Consider the following 14,650-nt stretch of genomic DNA (forward strand, 5'->3'; position numbering starts at 1 on the left):
TCCTTGTTTTCCCTGAATTCACTTCTTGGCAACCTTGTCAATGCGTAAGTCCTATACACTTTAATTGTTCTCAAAAAGAAAGCCCCGGCTTCTGACGGGGCAAAACGTGCTATTTTTGCTTATAGAACAATTGTACTACTAAAAAATAGTATTAATCGAGGTAGAAGCGTGTAGAGTTTTCCCTAAAATCGAAGTCTTTTGGTTGATTTAGTTAACGAGTTTCTCTCCTTTGAGCATTCGCGCTGCGGCTTCAAGTAGAGCTTCTTCGAGATAGGGCTTGGTAAAGTAGCCACTAGCACCGAGTTGAGCGGCAATTTGTCTGTGCTTGTCTGCACCGCGCGAGGTGAGCATTGCGATCGGTAAGTGGTTGAGGTTAGAGTCTTTCTGGATGCGAGAGAGTAATTCCAGACCGTCGCAACGGGGCATTTCGATATCGCAAAATACGATATCGCAAGGCAGACCAGAGCGGAGTTTATCCCAAGCTTCCTGACCGTCACGTGCCTGTTCTACGCGATAACCTGCTTTGTTAAATGTCAGGGATAGCAATTCTCGAACTGTAATTGAGTCATCGACAATCAGCACTGTTGGGTCAATCTTCGCAGGAGAGGTATCTGGAGGAGTCAGTTTTTGTTGCCAAGAATTGCCACCAGCTTGTGTAGAAATCCGTCCCTGGAAGATGTCAATTATTTCCAGTACGTCAGCAATCGGCATAATCCGACCATCACCCAGGACTGTAGCACCAGCTACACCAATGGGTTTAGGTGCTGGGCCTTCAAATTGCTTAATTACAATTTCTTGTTCGCTTAACACCAGGTCAATCTGTAGAGCAATCAGGGTATTTGCCGATCGCACCACAACCACAGAAACCATATCATCATCTCTGGTGCCGCCATAGACATTACCGCGACTGATTTGGCGATTGAAGGTTAAAAGTTCCTTCAGGGGTCGGAATGGTAGCACCGTATCGCGCCAGGAAATAAATGATTGCCCATTGGCATCATGCTGAATATTTTTGACTGGAATATCTAGCGTATCTTCTACACCATCCATTGGGAAGGCGATTCTAGATCGATCGGAGACGCAGCAGAGAGCTTTACAAATACTTAGAGTCAGTGGTAAACGAATGGTGAAGGTGGTTCCTTTGCCGATCGCAGAATCGGTGTTAACTGTTCCCCGAATTTCGCTAATTTCGGAGCGCACCACGTCCATACCCACACCACGACCAGAAATTTCATCGGCTTGGTCTTTAATCGTAAAACCAGACTGGAACAGCAGATCGTAGACTTCCAAACGAGACATCGCTTTTGCCTGCGCTTCTGTAATCATACCAATCTTCACAGCCTTAGCCTTAACCTTTGCCGAATCGATGCCTGCACCATCATCGCCGACAGAAATGATCGTTTGGTTCCCTTGGTGGAAGGCACGGATAGTAATGATTCCCGCAGGTGGTTTACCAGCAGTTTGCCTTTCTTCTGGCGTTTCAATACCGTGAGCGATCGCATTATTCAGCATGTGAGTCAACGGATCGGTCAGATGATCCAAAATCATCTTGTCAATTAAGGTATCGCCACCTTCGATCACCAACTCTACTTGTTTGCCACACTTGATGGCGTTGTCGCGCACTCCTCGCCGCCAGCGATCGATAGTTTGAGCAAAAGGCACCATTCGCGCTCTCGTTAATCCCTCTTGTAACTGGGTGGTTACTTGGCGGAACTGCCTTGCTACGCGCTCGGTTTCTTCGGTAACAAAATCAATGTCACTAGCCGACTCACGTACTCGTACAATGCGCTCAATCATCTGCTGTGAGAGTGTGTGAAAGGGAGTAAAACGATCCATTTCTAGTTCGCTAAAACCCCTGTCGGCATTGGAATCAGACGTTTGTAACCCAGGGTCTTTCTTTTTACGTCCAGCTAATAGAGAAGCTTCCAGTAGCGATCGCTCGTACAACTCCTGCATCCTTGCGCCTACATCTGAGAGTTGTTGTACCTGAATTAGCAAGTTATCTAATGACTGTCGCAGTCGTTCATGATCCTGCTCTAAAGTATTGCGGTTTACCACCAACTCCCCAACTAAATTACTCATATCGTCCAGTTGCTTAACTGGAACCTTCATCGTTTCTTCAAATCTCGCAGCCCGACGACTAGAGGGACGGGTAGCTTGGCTGGTGTTCGATTTTACTACAGTAGAATGGGATATTGTTTGATTCGCTTCTGCCAGCAATTTCTCTAAGTCACCAAATTCATCTTTTATGGCTGGTGATGGAGTAGCATTTTTAGCTGAGACTGGTTGAGTGTTGAAGGGCTGGCGTTGGCGTAGACCGTCGTAGACATCGTTGTTGTTATCTGTACTTAGCAAGTCTTCCAAGGCAGCAAAATCTACTTCTGGTATCTTCTTAACTTTAGGGATGGGTGCTACGTCCTCTCCTAATAATGCTGCCAAGTCTGCAAATTCATCTTCTTGAGCAACTATTTCAGTGGTTTCTGTAAACAATAAATTATTTTCAACAACTGTGTTTTCTCTTGTATCAAAGGTAGTTTCTAAATTATTATTTTCCTCAGTCTCTAAAAGTTCTGGGCTTGTCTGGGCTGAATCTGAATTTTCCTCAAAACTAATAGTTTCTGATAGTTCATCCACAGTATTCTCTGTGGTTTCCATCTGAATATAGGTCAATTCATTTGTCGTGACATCTTCAAACAGCAGTTGCGGATTTTCATCGAGAGAGCCGAACAAATCACCTGGCTGTGCTTCGGATAATGCTGATTCTGAATTTTCCTCAAAACTAATAGTTTCTGATAGTTCATCCACAGTATTCTCTGTGGTTTCCATCTGAATATAGGTCAATTCATTTGTCGTGACATCTTCAAACAGCAGTTGCGGATTTTCATCGAGAGAGCCGAACAAATCACCTGGCTGTGCTTCGGATAATGCTGATTCTGAAGTTTCCCCAAAACTAATAGTTTCTGATAGTTCATCCACAGTATTCTCTGTGGTTTCCATCTGAATATAGGTCAATTCATTTGTCGTGACATCTTCAAACAGCAGTTGCGGATTTTCATCGAGAGAGCCGAACAAATCACCTGGCTGTGCTTCGGATAATGCTGATTCTGAATTTTCCTCAAAACTAATAGTTTCTGATAGTTCATCCACAGTATTCTCTGTGGTTTCCATTTGAATATAGGTCAATTCATTTGTCGCGACATCTTCAAACAGCAGTTGTGGATTTTCATCGAGAGAGCCGAACAAATCACCTGGCTGTGCTTCGGATAATGCTGATTCTGAAGTTTCCCCAAAACTAATAGTTTCTGATAGTTCATCCACAGTATTCTCTGTGGTTTCCATTTGAATATAGGTCAATTCATTTGTTGCGACATCTTCAAACAAAAGTTGCGGATTCTCCTCAAAAGAGTCTAATGAATTAACTTCCAGATCGACAGCAGATATATCTGGGCTTCCATTAGTAAATTCTGGAACAAAATCTAAAGATTCTGGTTGTTGTGGCCTGAGAATTTCTTCTCCAGGATGCTGCGCGAACAAAGGCGTTTCAGGCGTGGAGGTATTGTTGATTATAGGAGAAATAGTTAAGTTACTTGATGTTAATTCATCAAATAAATTATCTCCAGAGTCTGATGATAATATTAAATCTAGCTGTTCTTGCTCCTGCAAATTAATATCAAAATCTTCTTCTATATCAAAACTGGCTATAGGAGAAGGTATGGACTGCTGATTATCAGCAAAAATGTCATCAGCCGCCGCAGTAAACAAACTTTCATCTAACGCCCTTTCTACATTCTGCTCAATTAAGGAATCGAATTCGTTCTTTTCCTCTGTGGTTTCCTGGTTCCAGAAGTTGCTCAGATCGTTTTCTGATTGAGAAAACTCAGGTTCTGTTACTGGAGGCGTATCAAATAAATCACTGATTTCTGGTTCACTTGTCGATAGTTGTGGCTGTTCTTCCATTTCAGCAAACAAGTTGTCCAAAGACAAGTCTGTTGGCTGGGGTAATTCTATGTAGTCACTAGGCGTAATTTCTTCTACCCAATTTGCATTTTTAGTTTCTAAGAATAAGTTATCAAAATTATTTTCTTGGTTAGTAGATAGTTCTACACTGGCGAACGGCTCAGTTTCTGGTTGAGTGACATTGCTAGTTGGCAATAGTTCATCATCATCTAACCCCAGTGTCAATAAATCTTCGACTACACTATTTTGGACAATCTCGCTATTAGTCTGGTTTGTATCACTAGAAATATCAATAAACTCTTGTAAAATTTCGTAAGAAGATGAGTCTAAATTTATCTCAAATTCGTTAATATCGCTCAACTCTAAAGGCGTAGCAGATGTTTGTTGATTTTGCGGTTCTGAATTATCTTTTTCTAGGAAATGGTCGCCAAATAACAAGGATAAATCTTCTGTTTTCGCGGTGGTTGTTGGGTGTAGCGCGTTGCTTATATCCTCATTAAAGGAGAGTAAGTCAGATAAATCGTTATGAGCGTCTTCAGCCTCAGTGCTGCTCAAATCAATTCCAAAGTCATCGATAGTAACAATATCTAAGGTTTCTTCTTGATGCCAGCTTTCATCTAGTTCGGGAGTCTCACCGTCAAATAAATCGGCAAGGGTATTTAACTCAGCTATTCCTACCTCTGGACCATTGGGATCGAGATTGTTACTGATTGGGTGTGCTTCGTCATGTGTGGTGAAAGTAAGACTAGTGTTTCTATTTTCGTTTAGTGGTATTCCTTGTAACTGAAGGGAGGGGCGTTCGTCGGAGACGTTGGCGTAGCTATCGCTACTATCTTTGTCTAGATTCAGTTCTTCAGTTGTCTGGGCTAACACCTTGGTGTCACCAGATAGAATTGGCTCTGATTCTGTCAGAACCGGAGATTGTTCATCAAATAAATCAGGGGTAATTTCTAATAACTCAATTTCTGCAAAGCTTAAAAGTGCCTCTAGTTGCTGACTAATTGCAATTTCGGCTTCTCTACCTTGCAGAACTAATTCTTGAGCTTGTTTGATTTCGGTAATGACAATTTTAGCTAAAGTCAGATAAGTATTTTCGGGATTGCCGATCGCACTGGCTGCTGCTTGACACAAACCACACCAGTTGGGCAAATTCCAAGTTTCACCAAGTTTGACTAACTGGTGACAGCATTGCTGGAGGTTTTGCCGAGTTGAAGGTGTTGTAGTTTGCTTAAATAATTGCAACATTTCCCGTAGTGTTTGCAGCACTTGGGCTTGAAACTCGCTCCAGTTATTATTTTCTTTAGCGGTGACTGGCGATAGCGCAGCGTTAGCGAGTCCGCGAGTGTCTAGGATCTCGTGGGGTGCTACCGAGTCTGGAGATTCCTGATGGGTGTCTTCTTCTGCCAGATCGGGAATATCTGGCCGCATGAAAATTCCTGTAAGTGTGGAGACATTCTCTATAGAGGTTGTAAGTTCTGTTGCGTCAGAACTGCTGGCTACTCCACTCTTTGCTTGTTCTACAAGTAGTTCCAGATGCTGATACAGCCATTGAAAAACTGGCTCAGTTTCTGACATCAAAGTATTAGCTGCATCTTCAGAAAGACCATAAGGCCCACTCAAATGCTCTAAAAGCGATTTTAGGGTATCTGAGACACCAAGAAATAAAGACTCTAACTTTTGGTCAATCTGAACCGGATTATCTTTGAGAATTTTGAAACAATCTTCCAGACGGTGGGAGGTATGCTGGATGCTAGTCAATCCAAGCATCGCCGCTCCTCCTTTGATGGAGTGAGCCGCCCGGAAGACCTCACTGATCATTTCCGGATCGTTCAGGGTACCCTCTAAATTCAGCAAGCCCTGCTCAATGGTATTCAGGTGATCCCTGGCTTCTTCGATAAAGTAACCCAAAATCCGCTGTTGTTGTTCCGGCAGCATAGTTTTTTAGTCAAGAGTCATTAGTCATTAGTTATTAGGCATTAGTCATTAGTCACTTGTACTGAGCGTTGCCGAAGTATTGGTCATTAGCAAATAACAAAGAACAAAGGACAAATGACAATTTATCTGGTTTCCATAGTTTCCACTCGGAAACGTTCAACGGAGGCGATCAAGTCACGGGATACACCTACTAAGTGTTGTAGGGCACCTGAAACTCGCTGTGCTTCTTGGGAAGTTTCTTGAGCGGTCAGTTCTACTGATTGCATTACATGAGCAACGGCGCGGGAGGTTTCCGTTTGTTCCACAGTGTCGCTAGTAATAGATCGCACAAGAATATCGATGCGATTCGCCACTTGAATAATGTTTTCGAGCGATCGCTTGGCATCTTCTGCCAATTTTGTACCTTTAATTACTTGTTGTGTGCCTTCTTCCATCGCGGTCATTACAGAGCCTGTTTCGCTTTGGATTTGCATCACAATTTGTTCAATTTCTTTCAGGGATTTGGCAGATTTATCTGCTAGCTGGCGCACTTCATCTGCAACGATCGCAAACCCGCGTCCCGCTTCTCCGGCTCTTGCCGCCTCAATACTAGCATTGAGTGCTAACAAGTTTGTTCTGGAAGCAATTTGAGAAATCAACGCCACAATTTTAGAAATTTCTTGGGAAGATTCCGCCAACCGCTTCACTTTGCGAGTGGTTTCGGCAACGGTTTCTCGAATTTCTAAAATCCCTGCTACGGTATTTTCTACTGCTTCGCCACCTTTCAAGGCGATCGTACTAGCATCACGAGCAACGGTTTCGGCTTCCCGCGCTGCCTCTGCTACCCGTTGAATCGAGTCGGTCATCACCTGTACAGAATTCAGCGTTACTGCCAACTCTTCTGCTTGCCGCAAAGCATCACTAGATAAAGCTCTCGCAAAGGTTTCAGAGTTGGTTGCACCTTTTGTCACATCCTTCGCCGCCACTTTTACCTGTTGCACAATATCCCGCAAGTTTTGAATTGTCAGGTTAAAGGCATCAGCTACGGCTCCTAGTACGTCGGCTGTCACTTCCGCTTGGACTGTTAAATCGCCTCTAGCAGCTCCTTCCACATCATCCAAGAGCCGAATCACCTGACGTTGAAGGTTTTCTTTGGCTTCTTCTTGTTCATCGGCTTTGCGTTGGGCTTCACTTGTGGTTGTGAAAATTACCCGCGCCATTTCATTAAAGCCAGTGGCTAAATGCCCCAATTCATCTTCGGAAAACACTGTGGCTTGAGCATTCAGATTTCCTTGACGTACAGCCTCAAACTGAGCTTGGAGGTCATCAGTTGTGCGCCGAATTTGTTTAAGCGCCAGATTCCCCATGAAGCCTGCGGTAGCAAAACCTGCAATCCCAGCGGCTAGTGACATTGCCCAACCTGTGTTTCGTACTGATTCTCGTTGTTGGGGTGGCGAAAATGTGGTAGCGACAAAACTAACTGTGGCTACAACCAGCGCCGAGACTATGCCCACACTTCCAGCAATTAGCCATTGTTTTCGTTCAATGGAGGCATTTTCTAATGGTGCTAACCATCCCTGCTCGATGCTGACGTTGGGTTCTAGTTTGGAGATATCTGTTTGGCTAAAGACTGGAACGGCTTCATGGGAACCAGTCATTGAGAAAAGTTCTTCTTCGCGATCGGCTGAATTACTTGCAAAAGCCTCTGCTACTTGAGGGCGTCCAGTGTCACTAGTTTCTGCTGGAGCAGAATGCATTGTGACATTACCGAAGTTAGAATCTCCTTCGATTAGGTCAAACCCTGGAATATTGCCTAAATCGTCAAATTCCTCAAAGTCATCTAAAAACTCGATATTGCTCTTAGAATTTTCTCCATTCAGTATATTGCTTGAGTCTTCATAAGAGTTTAAACCATCTGAGCCAAAGGCAGACTCAAATGCTTCCATATCAAAATTTTCATCATCATCGAAGCTATTTTTACCACTGAATTCACCTGATTTAAAATGCTTTTCTTTTCGAGGTAAATTACTATTAAAAGCTGATTCGTTATCGGGTAAATTCGACTGAGAATCTGATTTTGCTTCAATTTTTTTTGGTGTTAACCAGCTATGGGATTCGGTTTCAGATAAGTTATTTTGACTGCCGTATTCCAAGTTATTTGTTGTTGGCGAATCATTTCTCGGTTCTTCTGCAACAATCAGTAAAGTTTCGTCTCCAAAATTAGATTTTTTATATTCTAAATTTCCCATACTCTGATCTGGAGACTTTGGCTCACTCAACAAATCAGGGAAATGATTCTCGTTATTATCAGTTTGTGAATTAGAAGATGAAGAGTTATTATTATCAATAGTTGAATTTCCGTAAGGAGAATTTATCCCATTATCTGAGAATTGACTATTTGCTAATGATTCTTCAGAAATATCTTCTGAGATACTTTCCTGCCAAAAAGCAGGCAACTCTAATTCTGTGTTTTCCTCCCAGTTTTTATTTGGCTCTTGTTCCTGTGATTCTTCATTCATGGCAAAAGGGTCATCACCAAAAGCTATAGAAGAATCTGATATTTTTTCTGTTCCAATACTATCTTCTGTGGGCAGTTCGAATGGACTTTTTGAAGATGTATCTTCAACGCCATTCAGACTTTCTTGATGCTCTCCAAAAAAGTTCAAATCAAGATTGTCGCTGTCAAACTCTTGATTAGCGCTTAAATCTTCTAATTCTGATTCGCTATATGCCAGTGGATCGGATATCTCTGAAGAGTTTATTTCTTCTTGACTTTCTGATGGATCGAGCTGTCCACTAAATGATTCTAAATATTGATTGATATTGTCAATTCCATTCTTGGCAAAACCAATAATTTCTCGATCGTTAGTCAAGCCTAACACCTGCTGATATTCTTCTTTTGCTACATCATAGTGTTGTAAAACATAGTAGATGTGACCCCTCAACAAATGGGTATTGGGGTCATCTGGTAAATTTTGCACCACTTGGTCAATTAAAGTGGCCGCAACCTCATAATTTCTTTGAACATAGGCGGTCATCGCCTGTTGATATGTTGGCTCGTAATTATCAATACTTGCTGCCATTTCCTCCTCCAATTTCATCCTGCCCACCTAGCACTTCGTACAATTGCCATTTGATCGAGCAATCGGAGACACTGATTATTTTTAGCACCTAATGACCACTCTCCACGTAAAAAGGGAGCCATCGTATCTGGAACACTAGTTGGTGGCATGAGATTCTGGACATCCAACCAGTCCATACCACCGATTTCCTCTACTGCTAAACCCACTATTGTGTCTTGCTCTTCAATGGCAATCACCGAAATTTCAGCTCTATCCGTGTTTAATGCACCTGCTTCCCCCAGAAATTGACCCAAATCGGCCACCCAAATAACTCGACCTCGTAAATTTAGAGTACCCAAAAGTAAAGGAGAAGCATTAGGAATCGGGGTGATTCTGTCAGGACTTAGTTCAATTACCTCCCGGATGCCAGTTGCTTGTAGTGCAAACTCCTGATGCGAGGGAATGTAAAACCTCAAATGTAACTCACCTTCAGGACTTTCTACTTGTAATTCTGGTCGAAAGTGGTCTTGACCGCTGCCACTTAAAAAGTCCGGTTTGCTGACCATGTTGTTTTTATCCTTATCCTCGCAGCAGTTGTTTGACTGTTCCTACCAACTCGGTTGGTTGAAACGGTTTGGCTATGTAAGCGTCTGCACCCTGTTTCATGCCCCAATAGCGATCGAATTCTTCGCCTTTGGAAGAACACATAACCACTGGGACATTTTGGGTTTTTGGATCGGATTTTAACCGCCGACAAACTTCGTAGCCGTTCATTCGGGGCATGACAATATCTAATACCACTAAATCTGGAGGTGCTATTTGAATTGCCTCTAATGCTTCTAATCCATCACTAGCATGGGTAACTGTTAGGCCAGTTGCTTTCAGGAGGTCTGTAATCATCTCCCTTTGCGCTATACTGTCTTCCACAATCAGAACTGTGCTCATAATTGTCTATTTACCTCCTGATTTAGACGTTCCTAATTGGAACATTCCCTGATTCCTCCGCAAGTATTAACTGTATAAATTAATTTTAGGTTCTCACTATTTTCCTGGATATTGACGTTTCACTCAGTTAACTGACTCTGTGATAACATCTTTTTACTCATCTTTTAATAGATCAACAAATCTTGGATCTGTTTATTTGCCCAATGCCCCATGACGCCACTTGCTCCACTTGGGGAGACCCCAAGACCGCAGTGGCTCCCCCATGCCCAATACCCAGTGCCCTATTTTCATTGGTTGTTAATATATTTCTCTACGAGCATCAGTAACTCAGTGTCTGTAAACGGTTTTGTCAAATAATCTGTTGCCCCGACCATCCTAGCTTTGACTCTATCCATAAACCCATCTTTCCCAGTAAGCATGATAATCGGCGTGAGCCTAAATGCTGTTGAATGTCGCAGCATCGCGCAAACCTCGTATCCTTCCAATTCCGACATAGCAATGTCGCATAAAATTAAATCTGGTTTGAGTTGAAAAACCAGACTCAGTGCCTCTAAAGGATTGGTGAGAGCGATCGCTTCATAACCTTGTGGTTGTAAGATGGAATTTATAGTCTCACCGATGGCGATCGCATCGTCAATACATACTATCCGCCCCATCGGTTTTTCTTTCAATTCCCTGTTATCCGTGTGTGTATCTGGGTGATTAGTCTCTGAGTATACTAGTTGTAGCCAACTTTGTTGCACATAAGGATATATTGCCTTAGCGACTGTCAAAATGTCTCGGTTGAGATGGCGAGCTAGTTGTCGCAAGGATGTTTTACCATCAGCCCAATGTTGTAGCTTATTCACGGTTGCTTCTGGTAAAGAAGATTGTAGCTGAACTTTGTCAGATAGCACTGGCAATTGCTCTGGAGACTGAATGTGTGGATAGAGTTGTTTCCACTGTTGCAGCTGCTTAGTGATTTTTGTCACCAATGGAGCAATCTCATAAGTGTTTAATTGCGGGGCAAGTGCTGCACCCTGATGGAAAATGAAGTTACCTTGGCGTAAACTCAGCAAATCAAAGAGAGTTTCATGCACCAAACCGTAAATGATACTACCAGCTATCTTAGGGTTGATGATATTCCGCTCCAAGAGTGCCCAAAGATAGGCATACTCTGGCGCATCGGTTGGTGGTAGGGTGGCAATTTGTTTGTCGGTGAGTCGCATTTCAACTCGATAATGACGTAAATAATCACTAATTCTGGATAAACTACTCTCGCCTTCTTGGCAATAGATAATTTGACCATTCAGGAAAAAAACGAACCAAGACTGTTGTTTAGGGCGATAAATGTTTGCTCCATCTCCACCCAGTTTGTTGTTATGGTGAGAGCTATAAGCTTCCACCCATAGTTGCCCAGTTCGCTGTCCCAATTCAATCAATTGCAGGATACTGCAAATATCAATTTCATTTAAATTTCCCTGCATTTAGCTAAAAAGTACTCCTTAAGTATTGCTGAATTCTGAATCGTGAATTATGACTTATTCTTTAAGTATTGATTATGGAGTATTGAAAAGATTTTTACTCTATGTCTGATTGTCATTAGGGAATACATTAAACTATAAACCTTTATCTTTCGTAATACACTTTGACAAAGCTAGTGTTAACACGGAAGTCATCATCACTGTCATCAGTACAAAATATAAAGGCGCGACCAGATCGCTTCTATAAGTATCAAGACGTAACATCTTGCGTCTATAGTTTTGTCTGTCTTGTTCTTCTAAACCCTGGTTCAGTGAGACAAGTTAACAGAATTATTTAAGGTATATCTCAAAACACGAACTTTAAGTGCATCAATAAAGGACTAACGGTGTGCTGTATTTAGCAGAAGTACAAAAACAGAAAGGTGGTTTACTCAGTGGCGGTGGCAAAACCGAACTGAAACTGCTAGCTTGTCAGCGAACTGACCAGAATTGGAGTACTGTGTCGGAAGAGGTGATTGCCGCTGAGGACGCAAGCAAATTAAATGATGGTGCTTTGGTATTGGCTGAATTGAATCCGAATCGTCAAGTGCAGCGGATTCAAGAAGCAGGGCGTCCACTCGTCAACATTTTGCAGAATTTTTCCCGCCAGTTGGAGAAATTTAAGCTCAAGGAAGATGAGATCGATCAGTGGAAACAGTCACTAACATTTCAGGCGCAAGAGTTGAATCGCCGTGAAATGGACATGGAGGTAAGAGCAGAACAGTTGCAGCAATTGGAGGATGAGGTACAACATCTAGAGGAGCAAAAACAGGAAGTTGACACCTCGCGCCAGGAAATTGAACGATTACAAGGAGAAATTGAGCGCAACCGCCAAGAGTTGGAAGGCGCTTGGGAGCATTTACGGGGTGAGCAGCGTCGCCTGGAGGAACGCCAAGCGGATTTTCAACAAGGGACGGTTTTGGATGAGGAGCAAAGTCGAGTAATGAGTGAGTTACTCGATCGCTTGTCTAGTCGTATTACTCCTACGGAAACAGTTAGAGAACACCTGCATCTAGCCTTTGAATTAGTCGAAAAGCAGCAAGCGACTCTTACCCCACACTGGCAAAAACTGGAGGAGCATAAAAGTGCGATCGCACAACAGCAAGAAGAAGTTGAGCGCTTGTCACAAACCTTTAGCGATCGCCAAAATGCGTTGCAAGAAGCGCAAAATTCTCTAGTTCAGCAAAGAGCGCAATTGCAAATAAATACAGCAGACCTTACCAGTAAGCAAGAGTATGCTCAGCTCGTCAAAGAGCAGTTACGAAACGCCGAAGAGTTATATCAACAGATGCACTCTTTAGCTGCAACATCTGGTGATGTAGTTCTTGGCAAGGAAGCTGATGTGGAGGCTTTGGAAAAAATGCCTTTAGAAGAACTACAAAAGATAGTTCAAGACTTGCAGCATAAGTTAGAAATCGACGCTAGCTTTGTTCACGATCAAGAACAAGAACTGAAATATAAACAAGAAGCTATAGAAGAACTTCAAACTAAATTAAATCACGCATCTGACCATGACCACATCAATTTGGAACTAGAACTAACTGATGAAAAAGACCTTTATCAGATGCTAAATTCCAGTTTGGTGGGACAACGCCGCAATATGCTACAGCATCAGAAGTTTCTCAAGCAACATCAAACTGTACTGCTACGGCGGCAAGGACATACTGTTACTGAGGAAGAAAGTAACAACAAAATTAATTTAGAACCGATTCTGTTACAAATTGAAAATCAGCGACAACAATATTCACAAGAAATCCAAAAGCTGGAACGTGAAATTGAGCAGATTCGTTCTGGTGTTGAGCTAAATCAGGGAATGATTGACAATCAAACTCACGATCTAGATGAAAAGCGCCAAGAACTGAAAGCGATCGAGGAAAATTTGCTATCCCTACGAAGAACAACCGCTGAATTATCTGGTCGAGTGAATCTTTATCAAGAAGCACTGCAACCAATTCAGGATTCTCTAGATGGATTACGGCAAAAGCTGCAAGGAATTGCAGAATCTTTGGATCAATTCCAGGAAACTGGTGATTATCAAGTCCAAGCGATCGCTCAGTTGCGTCATACTCTCCAGAGTTTAATGCCTCAGCCGGAATTACTAGCTTCTTAAAAAGCAAATATACTAGGCGATTAGAAATCGCAGCTACGCAAACTCAAAGAATTTGAAACCCACGGAGGTGGGTTTTGTCTGTATAGCCGCGAATTCTATTCGCCAAGGCAGGTGTGTTTTTACAAAAGTCTGTAGACCATTTTGCTTTAGTAGCGAGCTTAGAGGATGTTTGAAAAGTTTTCTTCTCGGTAACAAAACGTTCTAGATCCCCCTAAATCCCCCGATAAATTGGGGGACTTTGATTCCGGTTCCCCCCTTTTTAAGGGGAGCCAGCGCGGTCTTGGGGGTTTCCCCCATGAGCGACTGGCGTGGGCTAGGGGGGATCGGTTAGTGCCTAAAATCACAGCCAACCACTTTTCAAACAACCTCTAAAGCTTGATAGCGCCAATTGCGTGCAGCACCTTCACTATTTACGGATAATATACAGAATCTTGTATAAATTCGCAGGTAAGTTATGAATGCATTGGAGATGTCCAAGGCAAAGCGGCGACGTTGCACCAATTGGCAATTATCTACACCAACAAAGGGGAAGTGGATCAAGCGATCGCACTTTTCAATCAGTCTTTAGAAATAAATGAACGCATTGGTAATGTCCAAGGCAAAGCGACGACGTTGGACTGTCTGGAGTATCTACGCCAACAAAGGGGAAGTGGATCAAGCGATCGCACTTTTCAATCAGTCTTTGGAAATAGATGAACGCATTGGAAATGTCCAAGGCATAGCGGGGACGTTGCACGAACTGAGAATTCTCTACGCTAACAAAGGGGAAGTGGATCAAGCGATCGCACTCTACAACCTGTCTTTAGAAATAAGTCAACGCATTGGTGCTGTCCGAACTCAAACAATGACTCTGCGGAGGTTAGGAGATTTGGCACAACAGCAGGGTGAATACACTAAAGCGATATCCTATTTGCAACCAGCTTCAGAGATTTTGCAGCGATTGCAGTCACCACACGCTGAAAGTGTGAGTGCAAGTCTTGATAGGATAATTCGTAATTCGTAATTACAGTACGGAAAGATTTTTTGTCTCACGCAGAGGCGTAGAGAAGAACGCGAGAGTGTTTTATAAATAAATGAAAATTGCTGTAATGAGTCTTTGATACTCGTTAACGAGTGTTTAATACTCGCGGACGAGTCTTTTATACTCGTGGAGGAGTCTT

Annotated in this window: 7 protein-coding genes; 2 read left to right on the forward strand and 5 right to left on the reverse strand. The window is 42.7% G+C overall.

Annotated elements, in window-relative coordinates:
• Positions 1-207: 207 nt before the first annotated feature.
• The 5 genes from RMZ42_RS31150 to RMZ42_RS31170 all read right to left on the reverse strand — a co-directional run bounded on the left by RMZ42_RS31150 (position 208) and on the right by RMZ42_RS31170 (position 11,344).
• Positions 208-5,892, reverse strand: coding sequence for a response regulator (locus tag RMZ42_RS31150; RefSeq protein WP_322675050.1), 5,685 nt, complete (start codon positions 5,890-5,892; stop codon positions 208-210).
• A gap of 122 nt (positions 5,893-6,014) precedes the next feature.
• Positions 6,015-8,954, reverse strand: coding sequence for a methyl-accepting chemotaxis protein (locus RMZ42_RS31155; protein WP_322675077.1), 2,940 nt, complete (start codon positions 8,952-8,954; stop codon positions 6,015-6,017).
• Between the two features lie 14 nt (positions 8,955-8,968).
• Positions 8,969-9,499, reverse strand: coding sequence for a chemotaxis protein CheW (locus RMZ42_RS31160; protein ID WP_094352320.1), 531 nt, complete (start codon positions 9,497-9,499; stop codon positions 8,969-8,971).
• Positions 9,500-9,512: 13 nt separating this feature from the next.
• Positions 9,513-9,878 (reverse strand): response regulator transcription factor, encoded by a 366-nt coding sequence (locus RMZ42_RS31165; RefSeq protein WP_069073698.1) that lies wholly within the window; start codon positions 9,876-9,878, stop codon positions 9,513-9,515.
• Between the two features lie 287 nt (positions 9,879-10,165).
• A complete protein-coding gene (locus tag RMZ42_RS31170) occupies positions 10,166-11,344 on the reverse strand; it encodes a response regulator (RefSeq protein ID WP_322675051.1) in 1,179 nt (392 codons plus the stop codon).
• 385 nt (positions 11,345-11,729) lie between these two features.
• On the opposite strand from RMZ42_RS31170, the gene hmpF reads away from it, so the two are divergent.
• Both hmpF and RMZ42_RS31180 read left to right on the forward strand, forming a co-directional pair.
• Positions 11,730-13,490: a pilus motility taxis protein HmpF gene (hmpF, locus tag RMZ42_RS31175; RefSeq protein WP_322675052.1), complete on the forward strand. Its 1,761-nt coding sequence runs from the start codon at positions 11,730-11,732 to the stop codon at positions 13,488-13,490.
• Positions 13,491-14,064: 574 nt separating this feature from the next.
• Positions 14,065-14,493 (forward strand): tetratricopeptide repeat protein, encoded by a 429-nt coding sequence (locus tag RMZ42_RS31180; RefSeq protein ID WP_322675053.1) that lies wholly within the window; start codon positions 14,065-14,067, stop codon positions 14,491-14,493.
• Positions 14,494-14,650: the final 157 nt, after the last annotated feature.

Source organism: Nostoc sp. DedQUE05 (genome assembly GCF_034530955.1).
Lineage (GTDB): Bacteria > Cyanobacteriota > Cyanobacteriia > Cyanobacteriales > Nostocaceae > Nostoc.

What these genes read in the sequence shown, in the direction of transcription:
- RMZ42_RS31170 (WP_322675051.1), bottom strand. Translation starts at nt 11,344, where the DNA reads ATGCAGGGAAATTTAAATGAAATTGATATTTGCAGTATCCTGCAATTG.
- RMZ42_RS31150 (WP_322675050.1), bottom strand. Translation starts at nt 5,892, where the DNA reads ATGCTGCCGGAACAACAACAGCGGATTTTGGGTTACTTTATCGAAGAA.
- RMZ42_RS31180 (WP_322675053.1), top strand. Translation starts at nt 14,065, where the DNA reads ATGAACGCATTGGTAATGTCCAAGGCAAAGCGACGACGTTGGACTGTC.
- RMZ42_RS31155 (WP_322675077.1), bottom strand. Translation starts at nt 8,954, where the DNA reads ATGGCAGCAAGTATTGATAATTACGAGCCAACATATCAACAGGCGATG.
- RMZ42_RS31165 (WP_069073698.1), bottom strand. Translation starts at nt 9,878, where the DNA reads ATGAGCACAGTTCTGATTGTGGAAGACAGTATAGCGCAAAGGGAGATG.
- RMZ42_RS31160 (WP_094352320.1), bottom strand. Translation starts at nt 9,499, where the DNA reads ATGGTCAGCAAACCGGACTTTTTAAGTGGCAGCGGTCAAGACCACTTT.